General features: G+C 31.8%; 20 protein-coding genes, 7 tRNA genes and 2 riboswitches. Of the genes, 22 read left to right on the top strand and 5 right to left on the bottom strand.

What is annotated here, in order from left to right:
* The first annotated feature begins 22 nt into the window (after positions 1–22).
* The 5 genes from murA to mreB all read left to right on the top strand — a co-directional run bounded on the left by murA (position 23) and on the right by mreB (position 4,864).
* Positions 23–1,276, top strand: a complete 1,254-nt coding sequence (gene murA / locus ABDZ93_RS06855; RefSeq protein WP_343824919.1) for a UDP-N-acetylglucosamine 1-carboxyvinyltransferase — start codon at positions 23–25, stop codon at positions 1,274–1,276.
* Between the two features lie 141 nt (positions 1,277–1,417).
* A complete protein-coding gene (spoIID, locus tag ABDZ93_RS06850) occupies positions 1,418–2,527 on the top strand; it encodes a stage II sporulation protein D (protein WP_343824918.1) in 1,110 nt (369 codons plus the stop codon).
* Positions 2,528–2,664: 137 nt separating this feature from the next.
* Positions 2,665–3,357 carry a peptidoglycan DD-metalloendopeptidase family protein gene (locus ABDZ93_RS06845; protein WP_343824917.1) on the top strand — a complete coding sequence of 231 codons (693 nt, stop codon included), beginning with the start codon at positions 2,665–2,667 and terminating at the stop codon, positions 3,355–3,357.
* Between the two features lie 121 nt (positions 3,358–3,478).
* Positions 3,479–3,733: a sporulation transcriptional regulator SpoIIID gene (gene spoIIID / locus ABDZ93_RS06840; protein WP_035135408.1), complete on the top strand. Its 255-nt coding sequence runs from the start codon at positions 3,479–3,481 to the stop codon at positions 3,731–3,733.
* A 96-nt stretch (positions 3,734–3,829) separates the two neighbouring features.
* Complete coding sequence (gene mreB, locus ABDZ93_RS06835) at positions 3,830–4,864, top strand: rod shape-determining protein (protein ID WP_343824914.1); 1,035 nt, start codon at positions 3,830–3,832, stop codon at positions 4,862–4,864.
* A gap of 449 nt (positions 4,865–5,313) precedes the next feature.
* Here mreB and yyaC read toward each other — a convergent pair whose 3' ends face one another.
* Positions 5,314–5,844, bottom strand: coding sequence for a spore protease YyaC (gene yyaC / locus ABDZ93_RS06830; protein WP_343824913.1), 531 nt, complete (start codon positions 5,842–5,844; stop codon positions 5,314–5,316).
* A gap of 97 nt (positions 5,845–5,941) precedes the next feature.
* Here yyaC and ABDZ93_RS06825 point away from each other — a divergent pair, with 97 nt between their 5' ends.
* From ABDZ93_RS06825 to prfB, 15 genes are all read left to right on the top strand, one after another.
* Complete coding sequence (locus ABDZ93_RS06825; protein WP_343824911.1) at positions 5,942–6,592, top strand: hypothetical protein; 651 nt, start codon at positions 5,942–5,944, stop codon at positions 6,590–6,592.
* A 368-nt stretch (positions 6,593–6,960) separates the two neighbouring features.
* Positions 6,961–7,045: transfer RNA gene (locus ABDZ93_RS06820), tRNA-Tyr, on the top strand.
* A 3-nt stretch (positions 7,046–7,048) separates the two neighbouring features.
* A tRNA-Val gene (locus ABDZ93_RS06815) sits at positions 7,049–7,124 on the top strand.
* Between the two features lie 42 nt (positions 7,125–7,166).
* Positions 7,167–7,241: transfer RNA gene (locus tag ABDZ93_RS06810), tRNA-Thr, on the top strand.
* A gap of 6 nt (positions 7,242–7,247) precedes the next feature.
* Positions 7,248–7,332: transfer RNA gene (locus ABDZ93_RS06805), tRNA-Tyr, on the top strand.
* A gap of 3 nt (positions 7,333–7,335) precedes the next feature.
* Positions 7,336–7,411: transfer RNA gene (locus ABDZ93_RS06800), tRNA-Val, on the top strand.
* 41 nt (positions 7,412–7,452) lie between these two features.
* Positions 7,453–7,527 (top strand) — tRNA-Thr (locus ABDZ93_RS06795).
* Positions 7,528–7,532: 5 nt separating this feature from the next.
* Positions 7,533–7,617 (top strand) — tRNA-Tyr (locus ABDZ93_RS06790).
* 212 nt (positions 7,618–7,829) lie between these two features.
* A riboswitch (SAM riboswitch) is annotated at positions 7,830–7,932 on the top strand.
* A 97-nt stretch (positions 7,933–8,029) separates the two neighbouring features.
* The gene (gene metK / locus ABDZ93_RS06785; RefSeq protein ID WP_343824909.1) at positions 8,030–9,205 is read left to right on the top strand and encodes a methionine adenosyltransferase; all 1,176 of its coding nucleotides are present in this window, start codon (positions 8,030–8,032) and stop codon (positions 9,203–9,205) included.
* 238 nt (positions 9,206–9,443) lie between these two features.
* Entirely contained in the window at positions 9,444–11,651 is a 2,208-nt protein-coding gene (recD2, locus tag ABDZ93_RS06780; protein WP_343824907.1) for an SF1B family DNA helicase RecD2, read from the top strand.
* A gap of 14 nt (positions 11,652–11,665) precedes the next feature.
* Positions 11,666–12,688 carry a hypothetical protein gene (locus ABDZ93_RS06775; protein WP_343824906.1) on the top strand — a complete coding sequence of 341 codons (1,023 nt, stop codon included), beginning with the start codon at positions 11,666–11,668 and terminating at the stop codon, positions 12,686–12,688.
* Complete coding sequence (locus ABDZ93_RS06770; RefSeq protein WP_343824904.1) at positions 12,661–13,341, top strand: ComF family protein; 681 nt, start codon at positions 12,661–12,663, stop codon at positions 13,339–13,341. The genes ABDZ93_RS06775 and ABDZ93_RS06770 overlap by 28 nt, the downstream gene beginning before the upstream one ends.
* A 595-nt stretch (positions 13,342–13,936) precedes the next feature.
* Positions 13,937–14,467: a ribosome hibernation-promoting factor, HPF/YfiA family gene (hpf, locus tag ABDZ93_RS06765; protein WP_343824902.1), complete on the top strand. Its 531-nt coding sequence runs from the start codon at positions 13,937–13,939 to the stop codon at positions 14,465–14,467.
* 255 nt (positions 14,468–14,722) lie between these two features.
* Positions 14,723–17,224: a preprotein translocase subunit SecA gene (secA, locus tag ABDZ93_RS06760; protein ID WP_343824900.1), complete on the top strand. Its 2,502-nt coding sequence runs from the start codon at positions 14,723–14,725 to the stop codon at positions 17,222–17,224.
* 2 nt (positions 17,225–17,226) lie between these two features.
* A protein-coding gene (gene prfB, locus ABDZ93_RS06755; RefSeq protein ID WP_343824898.1) for a peptide chain release factor 2 occupies positions 17,227–18,334 on the top strand; the annotation gives its coding sequence in 2 pieces (ribosomal slippage) (positions 17,227–17,304 and positions 17,306–18,334; 1,107 coding nt in all).
* Positions 18,335–18,339: 5 nt separating this feature from the next.
* Here prfB and ABDZ93_RS06750 read toward each other — a convergent pair.
* Complete coding sequence (locus ABDZ93_RS06750) at positions 18,340–19,683, bottom strand: M28 family metallopeptidase (protein ID WP_343824896.1); 1,344 nt, start codon at positions 19,681–19,683, stop codon at positions 18,340–18,342.
* 285 nt (positions 19,684–19,968) lie between these two features.
* On the opposite strand from ABDZ93_RS06750, the gene ABDZ93_RS06745 reads away from it, so the two are divergent.
* Together ABDZ93_RS06745 and ABDZ93_RS06740 are read left to right on the top strand one after the other, a co-directional pair.
* Positions 19,969–22,143 (top strand): Tex family protein, encoded by a 2,175-nt coding sequence (locus tag ABDZ93_RS06745; protein ID WP_343824894.1) that lies wholly within the window; start codon positions 19,969–19,971, stop codon positions 22,141–22,143.
* 276 nt (positions 22,144–22,419) lie between these two features.
* Positions 22,420–22,533: riboswitch (FMN riboswitch) on the top strand.
* 312 nt (positions 22,534–22,845) lie between these two features.
* The gene (locus tag ABDZ93_RS06740) at positions 22,846–23,475 is read left to right on the top strand and encodes an ECF transporter S component (RefSeq protein WP_343824892.1); all 630 of its coding nucleotides are present in this window, start codon (positions 22,846–22,848) and stop codon (positions 23,473–23,475) included.
* Between the two features lie 125 nt (positions 23,476–23,600).
* Here the strand turns inward: ABDZ93_RS06740 and rimI are convergent, their stop codons facing one another.
* From rimI to tsaE, 3 genes are read right to left on the bottom strand one after another with little or no spacing between them, the layout of a single operon-like run.
* Positions 23,601–24,047 (bottom strand): ribosomal protein S18-alanine N-acetyltransferase, encoded by a 447-nt coding sequence (gene rimI, locus ABDZ93_RS06735; RefSeq protein ID WP_343824890.1) that lies wholly within the window; start codon positions 24,045–24,047, stop codon positions 23,601–23,603.
* Positions 24,040–24,747 (bottom strand): tRNA (adenosine(37)-N6)-threonylcarbamoyltransferase complex dimerization subunit type 1 TsaB, encoded by a 708-nt coding sequence (tsaB, locus tag ABDZ93_RS06730; protein ID WP_343824888.1) that lies wholly within the window; start codon positions 24,745–24,747, stop codon positions 24,040–24,042. The genes rimI and tsaB overlap by 8 nt, the downstream gene beginning before the upstream one ends.
* Entirely contained in the window at positions 24,744–25,202 is a 459-nt protein-coding gene (gene tsaE, locus ABDZ93_RS06725; RefSeq protein ID WP_343824886.1) for a tRNA (adenosine(37)-N6)-threonylcarbamoyltransferase complex ATPase subunit type 1 TsaE, read from the bottom strand. Before tsaE ends, tsaB begins: the two co-directional genes overlap by 4 nt.
* Positions 25,203–25,394: the final 192 nt, after the last annotated feature.

The raw sequence follows: 25,394 nt of genomic DNA, 5'->3' as shown, positions 1-25,394 counted from the left end.
GCATTTTAAATGGAGGATTAACATGAGTAAGTTTTATATAAATGGAAACCGTAGATTAAAAGGGAGTGTAAACATAAGTTCAGCTAAGAATGCTGTATTACCAATACTAGTGTCCACTATACTAACAGATAGTGTATCAACCATCAATGGATCACCTATGCTAGAAGATGTATTTGTACTATGTGAGGTATTAAGGTCCCTTTCAGCAGAGGTTAATATAGATAGGAATAATAATAAAATTAATATAAATACAAAAAACTTAAAATATGAAGGTATAGATAATGACTTAGTAAGAAAAATGAGAGCATCTTTTCTAGTTATAGGTGCTATGGTAGCTAGATTTGGAAAGGCAAAAATTTCTTTGCCGGGAGGATGTAAAATAGGATCTAGACCTATAGATTTACATTTGAAGGGACTAAAAGCTTTAGGTGCAACCATTAAAGAAGAATATGGATATGTTGAAGTGGTTGCAGAACAATTAGAGGGTAATACAATTTATTTAGACTTTCCATCTGTGGGGGCTACAGAGAACTTAATGATGGCTGCAACCCTTGCTAAAGGGGATACTTATATAGAGAATGCAGCTAAGGAACCAGAGATAGTAGATTTAGCTAACTTTTTAAATAAAATGGGAGCTCAGGTTGAAGGAGCAGGAAGTGGTAAAATATGCATAAGAGGAGTAAAAAGGTTAAATGGAGTTTCATATACACCTATATTTGATAGGATAGAAGCAGGAACATTTATAATAGCAGCACCAATTACAAAGAGTAAAATAACTATAGAAGGTGTTGATGAAGAACATCTAAAGTCAGTGATAGTTAAATTACGTGAAATGGGTGTTAAGATTGATGCGCTAGGAAATAAAATTGTTGTAGATGGAGACGTAGAATTAAAACCTACAGACATTATGACTATGCCTCATCCAGGATTTCCAACAGATATGCAATCACAAATGATGACATTGCTAAGTATCACCCCAGGCAGAAGCAGTGTAACAGAGACTATATTTGAAAATAGGTTTATGCAAGTGGCAGAATTAAGAAGAATGGGTGCTAAGATTAATGTTAACGGAAGAATTGCTACAATAGAAGGTGTCAAAGAGCTTACAGGAGCAGAGGTAGTAGCACCAGATCTAAGAGCAGGAGCGGGCCTGATTTTGGCAGGTTTATGTGCTAGGGGTGAAACTATAATAGATCACATACATCACATAGATAGAGGATATGTAACTATAGAGGATAAGCTTACTGCACTAGGTGCACAAATAACTAGAATATAATAATATTTGATATAGCTCAGCTTTTTGTTAAAGGCTGAGCATTTTTATATAAAATTATATGCATATTACTATAAATATAATAATAAATATAACTATGTCATCTAGTACAGCAGAAAAATATATTTATTAGGAGGAAGAAAAGTGAAGTACTATGGGAGGATTAAAATTACTTTAAATTATGATAAAGCTTTAGCTATTGTTAAACCAATATTGACAGTGGCTATATATTCAGCGGTATTACTAGGATTTCTAATATTATCTTATAAGTTGATATTAGGTGAAGGGAGTAAGATAGGTCAAAAAGTAAATGATTCACCAGATGCTATAGAGGTAATGCAAGCTAAGAACGAAGCTACAGCGTCAAACAAGGATGTTCCATTTAATATAGATGTAGATACAATAAAGGTTTATTTGACAAAGGGAAATAGGATTGTAGAGGTGCCTTTAGAAGAATATATTAAAGGAGTAGTATGTAGTGAAATGCCATTAAACTTTAATAAAGAGGCCTTAAAGGCACAAGCTATAGCAGCAAGGACATACACATTAGCACATACAAAAGCTGTATCAAGTGGATGTGCTAATGGAAGAGGAGCGGATTTGTGTGATACAGTTCATTGTCAGGTATATACACCTAAAGAAGAAAAAATAGCTCAATTAGGTGTAGGAGGAGAAAGTAAGTGGAAGCTAGTCGAAGATGTGGTGGATGAGACTAAAGGCATGGTATTAACATATAATAATGAATTAGTATTGGGAGCATACTATTTCTCTACAAGTGGTGGGAAAACTGAAAATGTTGAAGATGTATTTTCAACAGCACTGCCTTATCTTAGAAGTGTTGAAAGTTTAGGAGAAGATGTTGCACCTAGATATAAAAGTACAGAAACTATAGACGTAAACAGATTTGCGCAAATAGTGAATAGTAGTTATAGCGATGCAAATTTATCACCTGCTAATCTACAAAATCAAGTTAAAATAAATAATTATACAGATGGTGGATCAGTGAAAGAAATAACTCTTGGAAATGTTACTATAACGGGAGTTAAATTTAGACAGTTATTTGGATTGAATTCTGCTAATTTTTCTTTAGAATTTTTGAATAATCAAATAGCTATAAATTGTAATGGCTTTGGTCATGGAGTAGGCATGAGTCAATGGGGAGCTAATGTAATGGGTGGCCAAGGCAAGAGTTGCGAAGAGATCTTAAAACACTATTATACAGGTATTGAAATAAAAAATATTAATGGAAATTAGAGAAAAAATAGGGCTTTTGCCCTATTTTTTAGTTTTTGGCAAAAAAATACGCAAAAAGTGGGGTAAATAAGAAAAAATTTTTCTTATAGTGTATTAATTTCCCAATAAACGTCCACAATACTGATGGAGGTGTTTTTATGAACAATAAATTTAACAAAGTGAAGCAATTTTTCAAAAAAGAAGGCTTCTATGTAATTTTATTTGTTTGTCTATGTGCTGTTGCTACAGTTGCAGCTGTAACAGCTGGAAGAAATAACAGTAAGAATTCTGAAGAGGATAAAGTAGCATTAGAACAAACAGAAAAAGAAGTTGTAACTCAACCAGAAAAACCTGAAAATGCACTACAAGTTAAAGATGATCTTGAGTCAGTACCAACAGTTCAGAATGATGATACTGCAGCAGTTTCATCTCAAACTGAAGTTAGTTTTAAAAATCCAGTAGAAGGTACTTTAGGTAGAGCATATTCTGAAGATCCAGTATATTGGGCAACAACTAAGAGTTATAAAAATCACTTGGCTATGGATGTTAAAGCTGCAGAAGGATCAGCAGTTGTAGCAGTAAGTGCTGGAGTGGTTAAAAAAGTAGATGTAAGTACAGAAGGTACCTATGTAGAAATAGACCATCAAAATGGACTAACTACAATATATGGAAACCTTAAAGAGCAGGTTTTAGTTAAAGCTGGAGACAAAATTACAGCTGGTCAAGAAATAGGAGCTGTAGGAAAAACTACAAACCTTGCATATGAGGAATATGGAGATTATCTTCACTTCCAAGTATTACAAGATGGAAAAGAAGTAGATCCAGCTAAATATGTTAGTTATAAGAAATAACTAACATAAAATTAATATTCTTGCTAGCTTTTAAACTTTAAAGTAAAAGGCTAGCAAGAATGTAATTTAAATGAGGAAGTTAGCATATTTATAATTATAGAAGGGTTAAGGAGGTAACGCTTTGAAAGACTATATTGAAGATAGAGTACTAGAAGTAGCAAAATATATAATAGAATCCGAGGCTACAATAAGAAAAACAGCATCGGTATTTGGTGTAAGTAAAAGTACAATTCATAAGGATATGACTGAAAGATTACCTAAAATAAATGCTCAAATAGCAGAAGAAGCAAAAAACATCTTAGATCTAAATAAAGCCGAAAGACACATTAGAGGTGGAAAAGCTACTAAAATGAAATATAAAACAATTGAAGGTTAGGTAGAATAGTAATATAATAAGTGTATATTGTTTTAGTAAATATTGTATAGTATTTCAATAAGAAGAAAATACTAAAGAGCAGGAGTGAATTTTAAGATGTTTTTTTTCGGTGTAGGAACAGATATGGGAATAGACTTAGGTACGGCTACAGTGCTTGTTTACACGAAGGGTAAGGGTATAATACTAAAGGAACCTTCAGTTGTAGCAATAGATAAAAGTGCCAATAAAGTCTTAGCAGTAGGTGAAGAAGCTAGAAAGATGATAGGTAGGACACCAGGCAATATTGTTGCAATTCGTCCACTTAGGGATGGGGTGATATCAGATTATGATGTTACAGAAAAAATGCTAGAGCACTTTATAAAGAAGGCTTGCGGTAAGAGAAAGATGTCAACCCCAAGAGTTGTAATGTGCGTACCTTGCGAAGCTACAGAAGTAGAAAGAAGAGCTGTTGAGGATGCTGCAAGAAATGCAGGGGCTAAAAAGGTTTTATTAATAGAAGAGCCTTTGGCAGCAGCTATAGGAGCAGGGTTGGACATCACTAAAGCTAGTGGTAATATGGTTATTGACATAGGTGGAGGTACCACCGATATAGCAGTAATTTCTCTAGGAGGAATGGTTGTAAGAGAGTCTATTAAAGTTGCTGGAGATGATTTTGATGATGCTATAATTCGTTACATAAGGAAAAAGCATAAATTAATGATTGGAGAAAGAACAGCAGAAGAACTTAAAATAAACATTGGATGCGCATATCCAAAAGAAGAAGAAGCGAAAGCAGAAATAAGAGGAAGAGACCTTATAACTGGACTACCTAAAAATATCACAGTTTGTTCTAGTGAAATGGAGGAGGCATTAAAAGAAGCTGTTACTTCCATAGCTGAATGTGCACATTCTGTACTAGAAAAAACACCACCTGAACTGGCTGCAGATATAGCTGATAAAGGTATAATAATGACTGGTGGCGGAGCTTTATTAGATGGGTTAGATAAACTTATTGAACAAGTTACTAATGTACCAGTATATGTAGCAGAAGATTCAGTATCTTGTGTAGCTATTGGAACAGGAAAAATGCTTGACTATGTAGATAAGTTAGACGATTCTTTTACAGGATATAATGTTTCAATAAATAGTTAAGATGTACAAGTTAGAATATTAAACCTATATTTTAAATTATGTAAATAAGTTTATATGATGTCTAACGATAAAAGTTAAAAATAAAGGTTATATAAATATAAACAGAGTTCTTAGCTTCTTTGAAGCTTTAGAAATCGTTATTCAGGGACGGAGCAGATCTTCACTCCCACTTTAAAGAAGATGGGAGTATTAGAGCTAGTAGTCATCGGATAAATTTTAAAATGTAATTCAATATACCTACTATGCAAATAAATATTTGTATAGTAGGTATATTTTATTTTATCTCATGTCTATTCATTGTAATCATCTAATCTTATATGAAGGTGGGAGTTAATAAAGATTATAATACTCCCTTTGAAATTAAAGGTTAATTGAATGGTGTTTAATATTATAAATAGTTAAATAAGTACATGTACCTTATATAATATCTAGATGAGAATTGTTCATTATTAATCACATAATGAACTGAGATAATACCCATGAACAAGTCCTTGAGTTATGACTTTAGATATTTCTAAAATTAGATTTAATCGTATATTTCTACTTGTAAAGGGTTCATCAATATCACTAGAATCAACAATACCTATTATTGAAATATCTCCTACAGGGGAAAGTGATTTGCCAACACCTTTTCCAGGATTAATTGGATAATCTCGAACTTGTATCTCACCAATTTTATTAGGAGGACCAAGACAAGCATCAATACCAATAATTTTAGAATTTGGATGTTTTGATTTTATATCGGATAGTTTACTATCTAAATTTAATGCATGTATAGGATTAGCTATGGTTCCATAGACTGGCAATGGAAAAAATTTTTCTTCTAGCATACTACCAATAAGAGGACCTAAGCAGTCTCCAATGCATCTATCGGTTCCTATACAAACAATAATTGTGTCTGTATTTAATTCATCTTTTAGAAAGTTGGATAAGGTATAATAACCTAATGAATCTTTGTAATGAATCTTAACTTTGCTCACAGAAACACCTCCATATGAATTTATATGAAGCAACTTCGGTATAAATTCTAAAAAATATGGAATAATTTAGATAGTTTTTATTTAAGGAGGATATGTTATGAATAGAAAGGGATATTCTGTGACCATAATTCTATATACAATAGTAAATATAACAGCTTTAATGAGCTTAAATATAAGTAATGAAAATTCAAATTACAAAGAGGAAAATAAGGTTATAGCTAAAAGCAATGAAAAAGATGAAAATTATAATAAAGAAATTCCTACTGACATACAAAAGGAGTATATAGATGCAAATACTTCGCAGGATTCAGCTAAAAGTGATGAGACTAAAGAAAGTGTAGTATTAGATGAAGATTTAGTGAGAAGAAGAATTCAAGCTAATAGAGAAAGACAAAATAAACCCAATGAAATTTATAAGAGTGATAATGAAATAGTTAAAGCAGATGAAATTGAGTTTGAGAAATATAATAAGGAAATTAAGGAAAAAAGCAAAGTAATGAAGGTTCCTGCAGAAGAATTAGTAAACAAATTGACATTTTCAGAAAAAGCAAAAATAATGAGTATATGTAAAGAATTAAGTGAAGAAGATTATTCAGAGATAAGTGAATTTCTTACTTATAATGATGAACGATTAGCTGTATTAAGAACTCTTAATGTAATAGAGAATAAGGTAGATGAAGATCAAATAGAAGAATTAAAAGAGATATTTTCTAAATATATAGATATGGATAAGGTAGAGGGAAATTAATTATATAAATATATATTAAGAAACTATTTATATATAAACATATGCCAATAGTTGTTGCATTCATGTGGATTTCAGGGATTATTATGTAAGAAATGAATTAAATATATTGAAATAATAGTTATGTATTAGTGCTTTTAATTAGTATAATAAGCTAAATTTAAGTGACAAAATGCCTAAAATTAGGAATTTAAGATTTAACGAGAGAAAAACAATAAAATTTTTATAAAAATATTGAAAAAAGGGGTTGAAAAAAAATCAATATAATTGTATACTAAGTCTTGTCAGTTTAGTGACATTTTTATTTGTGTAAAAGATTGGAAAATGACTCAGGTCAAGGTAGTGTGAAAATCTAATTTTGTTACAATTATGGAGGAGTTCCCGAGTGGCCAAAGGGGGCAGACTGTAAATCTGTTACGTTTCGTTTCGATGGTTCGAATCCGTCCTCCTCCACCATAAGGTCGCATAGCTCAGCTGGGAGAGCACCTGCCTTACAAGCAGGGGGTCACAGGTTCGATCCCTGTTGCGACCACCATAGTAAATTTAAATTCATTAAACTGCACAAATTATATAATATGCTGGCATGGCTCAACGGTAGAGCAGCTGATTTGTAATCAGCAGGTTGTAGGTTCGATTCCTATTGCCAGCTCCATAAAGTGGAGGAGTTCCCGAGTGGCCAAAGGGGGCAGACTGTAAATCTGTTACGTTTCGTTTCGATGGTTCGAATCCGTCCTCCTCCACCATAAGGTCGCATAGCTCAGCTGGGAGAGCACCTGCCTTACAAGCAGGGGGTCACAGGTTCGATCCCTGTTGCGACCACCATAATGAATTATAATTCATTAAATTTCAAGACTATATAATATGCTGGCATGGCTCAACGGTAGAGCAGCTGATTTGTAATCAGCAGGTTGTAGGTTCGATTCCTATTGCCAGCTCCATAAATGGAGGAGTTCCCGAGTGGCCAAAGGGGGCAGACTGTAAATCTGTTACGTTTCGTTTCGATGGTTCGAATCCGTCCTCCTCCACCAAATAAGATACTAAGTTAACTTAGTATCTTATTTTATTTTTTAATAAAATATAAATTAAGAATTGGATAAATGTTTTTATTAAGCTCAAAATATAATTAATGGCATATACGAAGTTAATAGGATGGTAAATATTAACTTATGATATTAATTGTTAAGTATGTTGACAGTTATATTCCCCTATGCTATTATCTATGTATAAATTAATAATATAACTCTTATCAAGAGTGGTGGAGGGACAAAGGCCCAATGAAACCCAGCAACCGGCTAATAAAAGCAATGGTGCCAATTCCTGCGGTGTTTTCTGCAAGATAAGAAAGTTTAGTTTGAAAAGTACTAACCTCTTCTTGTCTGACAAGAAGAGGTTTTAATTTTAAGTGCCGGTAATATTTTAATATTTAGGGAGGAAAATTCAATGAAAAGATTATTTACGTCAGAATCAGTAACTGAAGGACATCCAGATAAAATGTGTGATCAGATATCTGATGCCATACTAGATGCTATATTAGAAAAAGACCCAAATGCTAGAGTAGCTTGTGAAACTGCAACTACTACAGGAATGGTTATTGTAATGGGAGAAATAAGTACAAACTGCTATGTAGATTTCCAAAAGGTTGTTAGAAAAACAGTTGAAGAGATTGGATATAATAGAGCAAAATATGGATTTGATTGCAATACATGTTCAGTATTAACATCTATAGATGAGCAATCACGCGATATTGCTATGGGAGTTGATGAGGCTTTAGAAAGTAAAGCAGGTCAAATGAATAATGATGAGGCTACAGGTGCTGGAGACCAAGGTATGATGTTCGGATTTGCTACGAATGAAACAGAAGAATATATGCCACTTCCAATTGCTACGGCTCATAAATTATCAAGAAGATTAACAGAAGTAAGAAAAAATGGAACCTTATCTTACTTAAGACCAGATGGAAAAACTCAAGTAACTGTAGAATATGAAGACAATAAGCCAGTTAGAATAGATACTATAGTAATTTCAACTCAGCATTGTCCAGATGTTACAAGAGAACAAATCGAGAAGGATTTAAAAGAGCATGTTATAGCTACTATAGTACCTGCTGATTTATTAGATGAAAGCACAAAATACTATATAAATCCTACAGGTAGGTTTGTTATTGGCGGACCTCAAGGAGACTCAGGTCTTACAGGTAGAAAAATAATAGTAGATACTTATGGTGGATCTGGTAGACACGGCGGTGGAGCTTTCTCAGGAAAAGATCCAACAAAGGTAGATAGATCTGCTGCTTATGCATCAAGATGGGTAGCTAAAAACTTAGTAGCTGCTGGTGTTGCTGATAAATTAGAAATACAACTTGCATATGCTATTGGTGTTGCTAGACCAGTATCTATACAAATTGATACTTTTGGAACTGGAAAGCTTTCAGAAGATAAGATAGTTGATATAGTTAATAAAGTTTTCGACTTAAGACCATCTTCTATTATAAGAGAATTAGATTTAAGAAGACCTATATACAAACAAACTGCTGCTTATGGACATTTTGGAAGAAATGACTTAAATTTACCATGGGAGCAATTAAATAAGGTTGAAGAAATAAAGAAATATATATAAAAATTTAAAAGATATATATTTATAAACAAGAGTCCACACTAATACTATGATATATTAGTGTGGATTTTTTTAAAAAAGGCTATAATTAAATTTATATAGAGTATGAAATTTAACAAGGATAAATATTTTTACTTTAAACTGTGTCATATTACTAAATCTTATTATATTTTAATATATATGAGATTTAATTTGGTATAATAATTATAAATAGATAATAATAGGTACTAGGAGAGATTTTATGATAACCATTGAAGGGATAGTTGAAACAGTTGTATTTAGAAATGAGGATAATGGATATACAATATGTAAACTAAAATGTGATAAAGAAGTTGTCACCATTGTTGGAGTAATACCATTTATAAATGAATCCCAAGAATATAGTGTTCAAGGAGAGTGGACTGTTCATCCTAAGTTTGGTAAGCAGTTTAAAATAGAAGCTATACATGAAATAATACCTACCACTACTAGTGGTATCGAAAAATATCTAGCTAGTGGAGTTATTGAAGGTATAGGTAAGGTTACAGCAAAAAAAATAGTAGAATTTTTTGGAGAAGATGCAATAAAGATATTAGATAGTAATATAGAGAAGCTTGAAGAGATTCCTGGCATAGGTAAAAAGAGAATAAACACAATTATGAAATCTTATTTAGAGCAGAGAGTTACTAAGGATATTATTATTTTCTTTCAAAGTTACGGTATAACTGTTAATATGGCCATGAAGATTTATAAGAAATTCGGAACTAACTGCATAAATATAGTTAAAGATAATCCTTACATATTACCAGAATACATAAGTGGAATTGGATTTAAGACAGCAGATTCTATAGCCAAGAGCTTAGGAATAGAGAAGGATTCTCTATTTAGAATTAAAAGTGGAATTATATATATAATTAATGAGTTTTGTGTTATAGGAAATACATTTATACCTATGGATAGATTAAGGGATAAGGCAATTAAACTTCTGGAGATAAGCGATGAGAAATTAGATGAAGGAGTTTATGAACTAATAATCGATGGAAAGATTAAGGTAGAGGTAGTAGATAATATAGATGCGGTATATAGTATGTCCTATCTTTATCTAGAGATGTCTGTAACACGTAAAATAATAGAGTTGGCCACTACTAAGTATGATAAATTAAATTTAAATGTAGATGATGAATTTAAAGACTTTGAAGGTAAAGCAAATATTAAATTAGCTGATTCTCAAAAAGAAGCTATAGAGGGTGTCTTTTTAAATGGTATAGAGGTTATAACGGGAGGCCCTGGAACAGGAAAAACAACAATTATAAATTGTATTGTAAGTATTTTCGAGAGTTTAGGACTTAAGGTATATATGGCTGCACCTACAGGAAGAGCAGCAAAAAGGATGGCTGAAGCTACAGGTAGAGAAGCAAAAACTATCCATAGACTTTTGGAGATAGGAAGTTATAGCGAAGAAGAGGTAGATGAAATAGAAAATGAAACATCTGCCATAGAATGTGATGTTTTAATAGTGGATGAAGCGTCTATGATAGATATAAGCCTTATGAATGCTCTTTTAAAAGCAATGCAGGTGGGAACTAGACTGATAATAGTGGGAGATGTGGATCAGCTACCATCAGTAGGACCAGGAAATGTACTTAGAGATATCATAGAAAGTGATGCTATAAAAGTAGTAAGACTTAATGAGATATTTAGACAAGGTCAAGAAAGTATGATAGTTCAAAATGCCCACTTAATAAATGAAGGTAGGATGCCTATTTTAAATACTAAGAACAGTGATTTCTATCTTGAAAGAGCTGTAGATAGTGAAGTAATGTTAGAAAAAATCATTGGATTAGTTAAAACTAGACTTCCCAAGTATAATGTGGAGTGGGATAGTGTTAGAGATATACAGGTATTATCACCTATGCGTAAGGGAATTATGGGTATAGATAATTTAAATATACAACTTCAGCAAGTGTTAAATCCTAAGAATAAAGATAAGGATGAGGTCGAAATTAAGGATATGATTTTTAGAGTAGGGGATAAGGTTATGCAAATTAAAAATAACTATACTCTAAAGTGGAGCAAAAGTAATTCTAGTGAAGAAGGTAAGGGCGTATTTAATGGAGATGTAGGATACATAACAGAAATTAATGAAGACGAAGATAAGATTATTGTATGCTTTGAAGATGATAAAATCGTAGAATATGAGGAAAGTGACTTAGATGAGATAACCTTAGCTTATGCAGTTACTATTCATAAGAGTCAAGGAAGTGAATTTCCTGTAGTTATTATGCCTATGTTTATGGGACCACCATTACTTATGAATAGAAATTTACTCTACACTGGAATAACGAGAGCAAAGAAGTTAGTTGTATTAGTAGGAAGTTCTAAAGTAGTTGAATTTATGAAAGATAACAATAGGAGTTTTGAGAGATATTCAGGACTTAAATGGAGAATAAGAGAGATAATTCATATGTAGGTAGGAGAGATTTTATGTCATTAATAAAAAGCGATAGAGAGGTAGTGAAGGTATCAAAGAAATCTATAGAAGATATGATATTAGACGGAGCTAAGCAGAAGTTACACAAGATTAATATAATCTCTGCTTTAAATAATAAAGAGGAAATTTTTAATAAGGTATTTAACTGGTGTTTTAAAGAAAATAAAAAGATACTATATATAATAAATGCAGATATAGAAGAGATAAAGATATTAGGATTAATAAATAAAAGTTTTATAAATTGTATTGAAGGTGAGAATGATATAGCATATACAGGTAAAGTTAATGTATGTACCCATAGTAGAGCATTATTTTTAAAGGGGAAATTTGATCTTATTATATATGATGAAATAAATTCTAGGCCCAGATATAGTAATGAATCTATAAAGAAACTAATGAACTATATTTGTAATAATTATGGAACTATGATTAGTTATTCCGTGGAGCCAATTTTCCATAATGAACTCATCTTATATAATTTAAGAAAAGATAAACAAGTTCCTATTGCTGAACCTAGGATTATGATAACTAGAGTAAATATAGAAGAAGAAATACCTATGAGTGTATATGAATATCTAGAATGGTCAATAAATACCAATAAGAAAGTTATAATATATGCACCGGATGATGAGAAAACTGATAATATTTATAAGTATCTTTCTAATATTGACCATAAGCTTACAAAAAATATTTTTAAATATATAACAGTAAATGGTAACAAGACAGAGCTATCTAAATTCTTACTAGCAGAATATGGTATATTGGTTACTGATGATTTTAATGAGAACTATTATGGAGTACATCCATTGAATGTTATGATATTTTTTGCAGACAACGATAACTTTAATTATAAGGATTTGGTTTATATGTCTAGCAAGATAAATAGAAGGTCTATGGCAGATCGAGAAGAGGTTATTTTTCTTTGCAATAGTGAAACTGAGCATATGGATAGATGTAAAAATATTTTAAGGGAGTTAAATAAGAGAGCTTGGGAAGAAGGAGTTTTGAAATTATAAATCAGATAGTAGATAGTATATTATCTACTATCTATGGGATAGAAGAAAAATGTATAATATGTGAGGAATATGAAGAAAATGATTATATTTGTGAAGAATGTAAAAAGAGCATTAATATAATTAATATAGAATCTTCAATAATTCATGAAGATGAGGAATTAAAAAGCTACTCCTTAGGATTTTACGGTTATGAATTAAAGAAGTTGATTTTAAAACTTAAATATAATAAGAGTTTTTTAGCAGGAAAAATTTTAGCAAGTTATATGAGTGAGTTTATATTAAAAAATTTAAAGGATAAGGTGGATATATTAACCTTTATTCCAAGTAGTAAATCCGCTTTGAAAAGTAGAGGATTCAATCAATGTGAAGTGCTTTGTAAATATATAAGTAAAAGCTGCAAAATACCTTATAAGGAATTACTTTATAAAGCAAGTGATAGTGTAGATCAAATTGGATTAGATAATATAAAAAGATGGGAAAATATAAAGGATTCTTTTATGGTAAAAAATAAAAAATATATAGAAGGAAAGCGAGTGCTCATTATTGATGATGTAATTACATCTGGAGCTACAGCTTTTTATGCTGCAAAAGCTATTAAGGAAATAAATAGCGATGAGGTTTTTATATTGACAGTGGCGAAAAGTAGAGTATAATATAAGAGTCGGGTTTGTGGTTGAAAGTCGATGCCAGTCGCAGGCGAAACGATCCACGTAAGTTAAATAAAATGTTTAATGAGCATGGTGCGGCTTAGAGGTAAGTCCTACCGTGTTGATGCGAGAGGGTTAGTAGTGAGAGGGTAATTCTGGGTAGCAAAAGCTCCAGTAGGCGAGTGTGGGGTCAAAGACCAGGTCAACCGACATAAGTACCTTAATGGTGCTAATTAGCAGTCTTTTATGACTGCTATTTTTTTATTAGAGTATATTGAAGTTATTATTTAACCTTAGTTATGAAATGATATTTTAAATTTTTTAATATGTATAAACAATATTTATATTTTTATTATATGATATCCAGCACATGTAATTTTATTATAACATATAATATGAAAAAATTCATATACTATATAAAGACGATATAAGTTGTAGAATAGAGGAAAAGAAAGCTATGAAAGAATAAAAAGAGAACTTTTCAGAATATTGAGTAAAGTATTCTTGCAAGTAGTTAAGGTAAAGTTTAAAATATAATTACAAAATAGAAATATTAAAAGGAAGTACAATAATCCTTTTTAATATGAGGGGAGCTGGAATTATGAAAGTTAGAGTTATAGGAAGAAATATCGAGGTTACTGAAGGACTAAAAGCTGCAATTGAAAAGAAGTTATCAAAACTAGATAAATTCTTTGTAAATGCCGAGAACGCTACAGCTACACTAAGTGTAGAGAAGAATATACACAAAATTGAAGTAATAATTCCGTTTAACAGTGCATTATTAAGAGCAGAAGTAAGAAATGGAGATATGTATAATGCAATAGATGCTGTAATTGATAAGCTTGAAGGTCAAATTAGAAAACAAAAAACTAAGCTTGAGAGAAGAAATTATGATAATTCATTAAGATTTAATAATATAGAACGCTATGCTGACTATGATGAGGAAAAAGAGCCTAGGATAGTAAAGACTAAAAGATTTGCTATAAAGCCTATGAGCCAAGAAGAAGCTGTATTACAAATGGAGCTTTTAGGACATGACTTCTACGTATTCATGAATGGGAATACAGACGAAGTAAATGTTGTTTATAAAAGAAAAGATGGAAATTATGGCTTAATTGAACAGGATTTCTAAAGTTGATTTCAAAGAAAAAGTTAAAAATATACTTATTATATTAATAAAAACTCTATGGCATCAGCTATAGAGTTTTTTATGTCAATAAGAAATTATTAATTCTATGTTAAAATAGGATATGGATTTACTTATTTTGGATAAAAGTTATAGGTATAAAGTTGAAGTGACAAAGAATAACTGATATAATCTTAATTAGTATTTATGTGATGATTATAGCTAACAAACCTTAGATAGAAAGAGTGAGGATGATTTTAGATGAAAATATTTAACAAGATATTTGGTACCTACAGTGAGAGGGAAATTAAAAGAATTATGCCAATAGTTAAAAAGGTTAATTCTCTTGAGGAAATTATAGAAAAATTAAGTGACGAAGAATTAAGACTGAAGACAGAAGAATTTAAAGGCAGGTTAAAGAAGGGTGAGACTTTAGATGATATTCTTCCAGAAGCTTTTGCAGTAGTTAGAGAAGCATCTAAAAGAGTTCTCGGTCTTAGACATTACGATGTTCAGATTATAGGTGGAGTTGTATTACACCAGGGCAGAATTTCAGAGATGAGAACAGGAGAAGGTAAAACTTTAGTAGCTACTCTTCCATCTTATTTAAATGCATTAGCTGGTAAGGGTGTGCACATAATCACAGTTAACGACTATCTTGCTAAGAGAGATAGAGATGAAATGGGAAGAGTTCATGAATTTTTAGGGCTTACAGTAGGAGTTATAGTTCATGGCCAAACTCAAATAGAAAAACAACAAATGTATAATTGTGATATTACTTATGGTACTAATAATGAATTTGGATTCGACTATCTAAGAGATAATATGGTAGTTTATAAAGAAGAAAAAGTTCAAAGAGAATTAAATTATGTTATTGTGGATGAGGTTGACTCAATACTTATAGATGAAGCTAGAACTCCGCTTATAATATCAGGTCAAGGAGATAAGTCTACCGATTTTTATAGAATTGCAGACTTTTTCGTTAAAGGATTATATGAAGAAGATTATTTAGTAGATGAAAAGAGAAATTCCGTTATACTTACTGATGAAGGTATAGCAAAGGCAGAAAAATACTTCCATTTAGAGAACTATGCAGATCCTGAAAACATGGATGTTCAACACCATTTAGTTCAAGCACTAAAGGCAAATCATATAATGAAGAATGAAAAGGACTATATAGTAAAAGATGGTGAAGTAGTTATTGTTGATGACTTTACAGGAAGACTTATGGAAGGTAGAAGATATAGTGATGGATTACACCAAGCTATTGAAGCAAAAGAGGGCGTAAAGGTTGAAAAAGAGTCTAAAACTCTTGCAACTATAACATTCCAAAACTACTTTAGAATGTATACTAAGCTTGCAGGTATGACTGGTACTGCTGAGACTGAAGAAGCTGAATTTAGAGAGATTTATGGTCTTGACGTAATAGTAATACCAACTCATATGCCAATAGCAAGAGTAGATAATCCAGATGTGGTTTATAAGACTATTAAAGGAAAATATAAGTGTTTAGTAGATGAGATAGTAGAAACTCATAAAAAAGGTCAACCAGTTTTAGTTGGTACAGTAAGTATAGATAAGTCTGAAGTGATTTCAGCTATGCTTAAGAAAAAAGGTGTTCCACACCAAGTATTAAATGCTAAGTACCATGAAAGAGAAGCAGAAATTGTAGCATTAGCAGGACAAAAGGGTGCTGTAACTATTGCTACTAACATGGCTGGTAGAGGTACTGATATTAAACTTGGAGAAGGAGTAGTAGAACTTGGAGGCTTAAAGATATTAGGTACAGAAAGACATGAATCAAGACGTATAGATAACCAGTTAAGAGGACGTTCTGGTCGTCAAGGAGACCCAGGTGAATCTAGATTCTATATTTGTCTTGAAGATGATTTAATGAGAATATTTGGTTCAGAAAGACTTGGAGGTATGATTGATAAATTAGGACTTCAAGAAGAGGATGCCATTGAAAGTAAAATGGTTAGTGGTGCTATAGAAAGTGCACAAAGGAAAGTTGAAGGAAATAACTTTGATGTTAGAAAGAATGTTGTTAAATACGACGACGTAATGAATAAACAAAGAGAAATTATTTACAAACAAAGACAAGAAGTTCTTATGGGAGCTAATATAAAAGATCAAATTCAAGCAATGATAAAGGATGTTATAGAAAGCTCAGTTACAACTCATATTAGTGGTGTAGATGATACCTTTGATGATGAAATAAATAAATTAATAAAGTACATGGAAGATATATATCTACCTAAGGGAGAAGTAACTGCAGAGGAAATTTCTAAGTTATCTAATAATGAAATTATAGATTTGTTATTAGATAAGGCAACAGAATTATATGCTGAAAAAGAAGTTGAATTTGGCGAAGAGCAAATGAGAGAAATTGAAAGAGTTATCCTGCTTAAGATAGTTGATTCTAAGTGGATGGATCATATTGATAGCATGGATCACTTAAAACAAGGTATAGGACTTAGAGCATACAAGCAACAAGATCCAGCTCAAGCATATCAAATGGAAGGTAGCGAAATGTTTGCAGAAATGATTGAAAATATTAAGCATGAAACAGTTAAGTACCTATTCCATGTTAAAGTTGAGAAGGCTCCAGAAAGAGAAAGAGTAGCTGAAATAACTTCGACTAACGAAGATAAATCTTTAAAGAAAGAGCCAGTAAAAAAACAAGCTAAACCAAATAGGAATGACCCATGCCCATGTGGATCAGGACATAAATATAAGAACTGTTGTGGAAGAGGAGAATAAAAGTGATATTACAATTAGAAGAATGCTTAAATGAAGTAAATGTCATCAATGAAAAATTACAAGAATTAAAGGTGTCTCTTTGACATAGCAGAAGAAGAAAAGAAATTATCTGAACTTGAGTTTAAGATGCAAGAAGTGGATTTTTGGAGTGATACAAATAAGGCACAAGAAGTTACTCAAAATGCAAAATCCATAAAAGATAAACTGGATAATTTCAAAAATTTAGAGGTTAGAACAGAAGATGTTCAAATATTGATAGAGATGAGTTTGGAGGAGGAAGATTCCTCCTCTTACAAGGATATAAAAAGTGAATTAAAGTCCATAGGAGAAGAGATAGAAAATCTTAATATAGAAACCCTTCTAAGTGGGGAGTATGATAGAAATAATGCTATACTGGAGCTTCATACAGGTGCTGGAGGTAACGATGCACAGGACTGGACTAATATGTTATACAGAATGTATACTAGATGGTGCGAGGCCCATGGTTTTAAGGTTACAGTTTTAAACTATGTGGCAGATGATGAGGCTGGAATTAAGACAGTTACTATTAAAGTTACTGGAGACTTTGCTTATGGATATTTAAAATCAGAAAAGGGTGTTCATAGATTAGTTAGGATATCACCATATAACTCTAGTGGAAAAAGGCAAACATCCTTTGCGGGATGCGAAGTTTTACCAGAGCTTACTGAGAACCAAGACATAGAAATTAGATCAGAGGATTTAAAGATAGATACCTATAGATCCAGTGGCTCAGGTGGGCAGCATGTAAATACTACTGATTCTGCAGTAAGAATAACTCATATACCTACTAATATCATAGTGCAATGTCAAAATGAAAGAAGTCAGCATACTAATAAGGAATATGCTTTAAAAATGTTGAAAGCTAAGCTTATAGACATTAAAATTCGTGAGCATAAGGATAAAATTGAAGATATAACAGGGGAGATAATGGATAATGCATGGGGAAGCCAAATAAGATCCTATGTATTCCACCCTTATAATTTAGTTAAGGACCATAGAACTGGAGCTGAAACTTCTAATGTAAGTTCAGTAATGGATGGAAATATAGATATGTTTATAAATGAATATCTAAAACAAATAAAAGAGTAGTTTAATTAACTACTCTTTTTTATGCTGTAATAAACAGCACTGAAGATTATAGAAGCACCTAAGGATAGGACGAGAATTAACTCTAAATTATTATATAGCACATTGCTAGAATAACTATCTCTAAATATTTGAGTTTTCATAACACTAAAACATCTATCGATTGCCTCTTCACTAATATATTCTATTTTATCATTTGGAGTATGGATTCTAGATAAATCGTGGTCACAAAGCGTAACAGCTTCAATTCCGGCATCTACAAATGGACCATGGTCACTAGAATTCTCAAAAAGGTAATTAAAATATATTTTTTCATTCTGGAATACCTTGGTTAATTCTTCTACTATAGGAGTTTTAGCAGTATTAGTTTTACCAGCCATAATACAAAGAGGAGTACCGTCATAGCTTCCAATCATATCGAAGTTATAAACTCTACTTCCAGATATTAAATCTTTATATTCATCTACAAAAGCTTTAGAGCCTTTAAGGCCAAATTCTTCAGCATTAAAGGAAACAAAGATTATATCTCTGTCTGGAACACCTAAGGTTTTTATATATTTAGCCAAATGTAAAAGAAAAGATGTTCCAGAAGCGTTATCTAAAGCACCATCATATACAGTTCCACCTAAATCAGTTCCTATATGATCGAAGTGAGCACCTAAGATTAAAGGTGGAAGAGATGAGTCCTTACCTTTAATCACACCTACTACATTATTGATATTTGCTTCTTCTATAGAATAAGGTATATAGGTGTAAATTGAAAAACCTTCACTTAGATAATTTTCTATTTCTGTTAGAGTTTCCTTTGTCACCGTAACAAATAGCCCTTTGTTACTTTCTTCGTAAAAAGAGCTTCTAAACCCAAGGGTATTATTAGAAGAAGTATAAAATATCGCTGTTCCCATGTCATTGGAAACTGATATTGCATCATTGTTTTTAGATGAGATATCTGAGTTATCAAACTCTATCTCTGTATTCCTAAAGTTAAGTAAATCTTCTTTGTAATTTACACCGTATTCTAAAATCTTATGTATTTTCCTATCCTTATCAATAATTGCAATCATGGGTTCATCTGATAAACTCTTAGGGTAATTTACTTGAAAGCTTTGGTAATAGCCATTACTTAGGGGTTCTAATCCTATGTGTTCAAACTCATCCTTTATATAGGCAGCAACTAAAGCATTTTCTAAGGTTCCACTTAATCGACCTTTAAACTCATCAGAAGATAGATATTGGATAGTTTCTTTTACTTCCCCAGTATTGAAGTTATTAGCTAGCATAAAGCTGTTATAACTGATGGAAGAAAGGATTAGGGAAAAGGTTAGAAGAGAAGAAACTATAAACTTTTTCATGGCATCACCTTAAACATTACTATATTACTATATGTATGAAAAACTTATTTTGATTATGATAAATTTGTTAATAATGTGATAAAATTAAAGAATACGATGCTTAGGCATCTTCAAAAAATAAATAAGTCGGAATGCTCGTCTATTTTGTGTTATACTGCGTCAATAGAACTCTTGATAGTGCTACTATCTGCGGAACCTGTTTCCTTGTCTAACTCAAAATATACTTCTCATCTTTGATTTATTATTTATTTTCAGATGCCTTAGTAACAATCAGGAGGAGAAAAGATGTCAATTATAAACGAGAAATTACTTAAAGAGTTTCCTATGAGCAAGTCTCAAGTGGAGGATGTAATAGAATTATTAGATGAGGGTAATACAGTACCTTTTATAGCCAGATATAGAAAAGAAAAAACAGGTGGTCTTGATGATGTAATTTTAAGAAAATTTTCAGAAAGACTTACATATCTAAGAAATCTTCAAAGTAGAAAGGAAGATGTTATTAGATTAATTGATGAGCAAGGAAAATTAACAGATGAAATTAGAAATTCTTTAGATAAAGCTGAAACTTTAACAGAAGTAGAAGATATTTATAGACCATTTAAGCCTAAAAAGAGAACGAGGGCTATAATAGCTACAGAGAAGGGCTTAGTACCTTTAAGTGAGTATATCCTATCTGGAGGAGGCGAAAAGGCCGCTGAGGAGTATGCTAAAGACTTTATAAATGAGGATAAGGAGGTAGTATCCACAGACGAAGCATTACAAGGAGCTATGGATATTATCAGTGAAAAGATTAGTGATAATGCTAAGTTTAGAAAGTGGATAAGAGATTATGTGGTAAACAATGGCGTTATAGAAACTAAAGGAAGCAGTGAAGAGAGAACTCAATATGAAATGTATTATGAGTATAGTGAAAAAGTAAAGTTTATACCTTCTCATAGAATTCTCGCTATAAATAGAGGAGAAAATGAAAAAGTTCTATCAGTTAAGATTACATGTGATGTAGATAAAATAAAAAGCTATATAAGTAAATTTATGAACACTGATAATATGAAGTGTAATGAATATATTAATATGAGTATAGATGACTCTATAAAGAGATTGATATATCCATCTATAGAAAGAGAAGTACGTAATATGCTTACGGAAAAAGGAGAAGATGGAGCTATAAAGATATTTAAAGAAAATCTTAAAGCACTACTTATGTCTCCACCTATAAAGGGGAAAACTGTAATGGGATTCGACCCAGGTTTTAGAACAGGATGTAAGGTAGCAATCCTTGATGATACGGGTAAATTCTTAGAGTATGTTACAGTTCATGCTACAGCCGCAAGTGAAGCTAAAGTTAAAGAGGCTAAAGAAATGTTAAAGAAGATGATGATAAAACATAATGTGGATGTAGTTTCCCTTGGAAATGGTACTGCTTGTAGAGAGTCAGAAGAGATATTAGGGGAAGTTATAGCGCAGATAAAGAAAGAAACAGGCAAAGATATATACTATGTAATAGTGTCTGAAGCTGGTGCATCAGTTTATTCTGCATCGGAGCTAGCAACAAAAGAATATCCAGACTTAGATGTTACGGTAAGAGGAGCTATATCAATAGGAAGAAGGCTTCAGGATCCCCTTGCTGAGTTAGTAAAGATAGATCCTAAGTCTATTGGAGTAGGTCAATATCAGCATGATGTTACAGTTAAAAGATTAGATGAATCTCTAAAAAATATAGTTGAAGATTGTGTTAACAATGTAGGGGTAGATTTGAATACCGCAACACCAGCGCTTTTATCTTATATTTCTGGAATAAATTCTGGTATAGCTCAGAACATAGTAGCCTATAGAGATGAAACAGGAAAGTTTAAATCAAGAAAAGAACTTTTAAAGGTTAAGAGGTTAGGAGCTAAGGCCTATGAGCAATGTGCAGGATTTTTGAGAGTGGATAATAGCAAGGAGCCTTTAGATGGTACCTCTGTGCATCCAGAAAGCTATGAAGCTTGTAAAAAGCTTATGACTATTCTAGGATATGATAATAAAGATTTAAGTAATAAGAACATAGATGGTATAGATGAAAAAGTTAAAGAGGTAGGAGTAGCTAATTTAGCTAAAGAAGTAGGAATAGGTGAACCGACTCTTTTAGATATCATAAAGGAACTTAAAAAGCCAGGAAGAGACCCTAGAGAAGAGATGCCAAAACCAATATTTAAAACTGGTGTTATGGAACTGTCACAGCTTAAAAAGGGAATGAAATTATTAGGAACTGTTAGAAATGTATCTGATTTCGGTGCCTTTGTAGATATTGGAGTACATCAAGATGGCCTTGTTCATAAGAGCCAATTAAGTGATAGATTTGTTAAGCATCCACTAGATGTAGTTAAACTAGGAGATGTGGTAGAGGTTACAGTAATAGACATTGATGAGAAGCGAAATAGAATATCTTTATCAATGAAAAAAGATGTAGAGTTAAAATAAAATCATTTTATCTGATGAATATCAGCTCTAATACCCCCCATTTTCTTCAAAGTGGGGGTAAAGAACTGTTACGTCCCTGAATAAGGATTTCTAAGCTTTAGAGAGTAAAAACTCCCTCTGAAGCAAAGAACTCTGTTTATGTGGAAGAACATTTAAAAAGTAGGATATAAGTTTAAAAATACCGTTAAAAAAATATCTATTTTTCCTATGAATATTGAAAAATATATTGATGTGTAATGATTTTCATGGTAAGATAAAGATGTAATAAAAGTTAATAATGCACTTCAGGGCGGGGCGTAATTCCCCACCGGCGGTAAAGCCCGCGAGCCGAAAGGCTGATTCGGTGAAACTCCGAAGCCGACAGTATAGTCTGGATGAAAGAAGTAGGTATATAGTATTTTAGTGATGCTTGTTTTAGCCCTGATTTTTAATCAGGGCTTTTTTAGATTTGTTATATGTATTATTTTTAACAATTAAGTTCCAATGAACAGTATTAATGAGATAGTCATTAGAGAAATAACAAATCTGAAGGCATTAGGGTACTATAAACAGAGTTCTTAGCTTCTTTGAAGGTTAGAAATCGTTATCCAGGGACGTAGACACTCTTAACATCCACTTTGAAGAAGATGGGAGTATTAGAGTGGATAGTCATCGGATAAATTCACCCTATGAAGTTTGCAGTAAATTTAGGGGGTATTAATAATGAACACATCTAAAAATGTAAACAGATTAGTAAAAATCTCTTTATTAGTAGCAATAGCATTTATATTAATGTTATTTGAATTTCCAATACCGGGATTTCCACCATTCTTAAAACTTGATCTTAGTGATTTACCAGCACTTATAGGTGGATTTGCATTGGGACCAGTGGCAGGAGTGATTATAGAAGGTGGAAAAGTAATATTAAACCTAGTATTCCATGGCACTTACACAGGTGGAGTTGGAGAGTTTGCTAACTTTTTAGTTGGAGGTTCCTTTGTCTTCGTGGCATCATATATTTATCATAAAAATAAAACTAAAAAGAATGCAATTATAGGATTAATTTCAGGAACTATAGTAATGACTATAGTAGGAGCAGTGTTTAATTACTTTGTATTAATACCATTATACGCTACAATAATGGGTGGTATGACTAATGTTATAGGAGCATCAGCAGAAGGAAACTCTAATATTTCTAGTTTAACAGGTATAATTGTTCTAGGAATAACTCCTTTTAATATTATAAAAGGAGCCATAGTATCTTTTATAACTTTTGTATCTTATAAGAGAATATCACCATTATTAAATAGAGAAAATATTTTAGCTGAACAATCTATGAAAAAAGGTGCTTAATAAAAATGTACAAAGTCATTTCTTTAAAAAATTAAGAATAAAATTTAACTTTTTAAAGATAATTAATAAAAAGACGATAAGAGAAAAAAATCTTTTATCGTCTTTTTATTTGAAAAATATATTATCTATATATTGTGATTCCACATAATGTATCCATCTTCTTTTGGACTTTGGTAATAATTTTTTCTTATACCTTCTACAGAAAAATGGTGTTTTTTATAAAGATTTATTGCAGCTATATTAGATGATCTGACCTCTAGAGTCAGAGAAGCCATATTCATATTTTTAGCAATTGAAATAAGGTTTTCTACTACCACATCTCCGAAATTATTTCTTCTATAGTCAGGATGAACTGCTATATTGGTTATATGACCTTCGTCAAATATAATCCACATTCCACCAAAGGCTACAACCTTACTACCTAGCTTTACTACTATGTAAACAGCATTTTTATTAATTAGCTCTTTTTCCATAGATAGGAGAGACCAAGGACTAGAGAAGCTTAAGTCAGAAATTTCTTTAACACCTAGTATATTGAATGAGTTCATTCTTTCAACAGTTACATCAGTCATGATTTTTTACCTTTTCTTCGTATTCACGTTCTGCTTGGCACAGTCTAAGATATAAAGGAGAACTGTTAAGTACATTATCCCCCTCGCTATTTGCTAATCTCAGATATCCTAAATATCCTATAGAAGAGGCTTTTGTAACATTAAGATGACTAGGCGCTATGAAAGCTTTTGTTAAGGAATTTAGTATATTATCCTTAAATTTTAATGTACCATCACCTATGAAGGTAATACGTTCATTAAAGTCACTACATTTTTTTATTACCTCTTCCATTGATAATAATTGTGGCTCATTTAAAGCTACTAAATTATTATTTTCAAATCTATAAAAATTAGTATATACATTACCCCTTAAAGCATCAATTATAGGACAAATAATACCTTGTGTATTGAATAAGTTATTTGCAAGACCATCTAGAGAGTTTATAGTGACAAAAGGTTTTTTAGTGGCTTGCACAAGACCTTTTATAGTAGACATACCAATTCTAAGACCAGTGAAAGAACCAGGACCACTGGAAACTACAAAGCCATCTATATCAGACACAGATAGACTACAGCTTTTCAAAAGATTATCTATCATAGGCATCATAATTACAGAGTGCTGCTTCTTGTAATTTATGATAGTTTCTCCTAAAATCTTATCATTATCAATAATAGCTACAGTTGCACATTCTGTTGCAGAATCTAGGGACAAAATCTTCATAGCTTCAACTCCTTTATATAATCATATCTATTGTTAGTATAAGAAAGAGTAATCTTTCTATAAGTTTCACCTAAATCTGGAAGTTTAGCTATATTTATAGTTAAACTTTCTTCAGGTATTAATTCTTCGATATAGTTAGCCCATTCAATTACACTAACTCCATTTCCAAATATATATTCATCAAAGCCAATGGCAGCAATTTCATCGGGATCATTTACTCTATATACATCAAAGTGATATAATTTTAATCTACCTTCATATTCGTTAACGATTGTAAAGGTAGGACTAGTTATACATTCATCTATGCCAAGACCTTTTGCAATTCCTTTGGTAAGATGAGTCTTACCAGTACCGAGATCGCCTATAAGGCATAGAATATCATTTTCTTTACACATTCTTCCTAGCTGTACACCTAGGGAATCTAATTCATCAATATTACTAACTATAAATTCCATCTGATTCACCTCATTAATATTTTAGCCTAAAAGAAAAAAAATGAAAAGCAAATAGTAAAATTACTTTTCATTATATAAACAGAGTTCTAAGTATCAGTATTTTTGATACTTAGAAGTCGTTGTCCTTTAGGGGAAATCGTTATCCAGGGACATACCAGCTTTTTACTCCCACTTTGAAGAAGATGGGAGTAA

Origin of the sequence: Clostridium subterminale, from assembly GCF_039521425.1 — a bacterium.
GTDB classification, from domain to species: domain Bacteria; phylum Bacillota; class Clostridia; order Clostridiales; family Clostridiaceae; genus Clostridium_J; species Clostridium_J subterminale.
The sequence above is the reverse complement of the archived record's forward strand: the minus strand, read 5'-3'. Positions and strand labels throughout refer to the sequence as shown.

Bases quoted from the DNA above. Each gene is read 5' to 3' on its own strand.
- murA (WP_343824919.1), top strand. From the start codon at position 23: ATGAGTAAGTTTTATATAAATGGAAACCGTAGATTAAAAGGGAGTGTA.
- ABDZ93_RS06845 (WP_343824917.1), top strand. From the start codon at position 2,665: ATGAACAATAAATTTAACAAAGTGAAGCAATTTTTCAAAAAAGAAGGC.
- mreB (WP_343824914.1), top strand. From the start codon at position 3,830: ATGTTTTTTTTCGGTGTAGGAACAGATATGGGAATAGACTTAGGTACG.
- ABDZ93_RS06825 (WP_343824911.1), top strand. From the start codon at position 5,942: ATGAATAGAAAGGGATATTCTGTGACCATAATTCTATATACAATAGTA.
- metK (WP_343824909.1), top strand. From the start codon at position 8,030: ATGAAAAGATTATTTACGTCAGAATCAGTAACTGAAGGACATCCAGAT.
- recD2 (WP_343824907.1), top strand. From the start codon at position 9,444: ATGATAACCATTGAAGGGATAGTTGAAACAGTTGTATTTAGAAATGAG.
- ABDZ93_RS06775 (WP_343824906.1), top strand. From the start codon at position 11,666: ATGTCATTAATAAAAAGCGATAGAGAGGTAGTGAAGGTATCAAAGAAA.
- hpf (WP_343824902.1), top strand. From the start codon at position 13,937: ATGAAAGTTAGAGTTATAGGAAGAAATATCGAGGTTACTGAAGGACTA.
- secA (WP_343824900.1), top strand. From the start codon at position 14,723: ATGAAAATATTTAACAAGATATTTGGTACCTACAGTGAGAGGGAAATT.
- ABDZ93_RS06750 (WP_343824896.1), bottom strand. From the start codon at position 19,683: ATGAAAAAGTTTATAGTTTCTTCTCTTCTAACCTTTTCCCTAATCCTT.
- ABDZ93_RS06745 (WP_343824894.1), top strand. From the start codon at position 19,969: ATGTCAATTATAAACGAGAAATTACTTAAAGAGTTTCCTATGAGCAAG.
- ABDZ93_RS06740 (WP_343824892.1), top strand. From the start codon at position 22,846: ATGAACACATCTAAAAATGTAAACAGATTAGTAAAAATCTCTTTATTA.
- rimI (WP_343824890.1), bottom strand. From the start codon at position 24,047: ATGACTGATGTAACTGTTGAAAGAATGAACTCATTCAATATACTAGGT.
- tsaB (WP_343824888.1), bottom strand. From the start codon at position 24,747: ATGAAGATTTTGTCCCTAGATTCTGCAACAGAATGTGCAACTGTAGCT.
- tsaE (WP_343824886.1), bottom strand. From the start codon at position 25,202: ATGGAATTTATAGTTAGTAATATTGATGAATTAGATTCCCTAGGTGTA.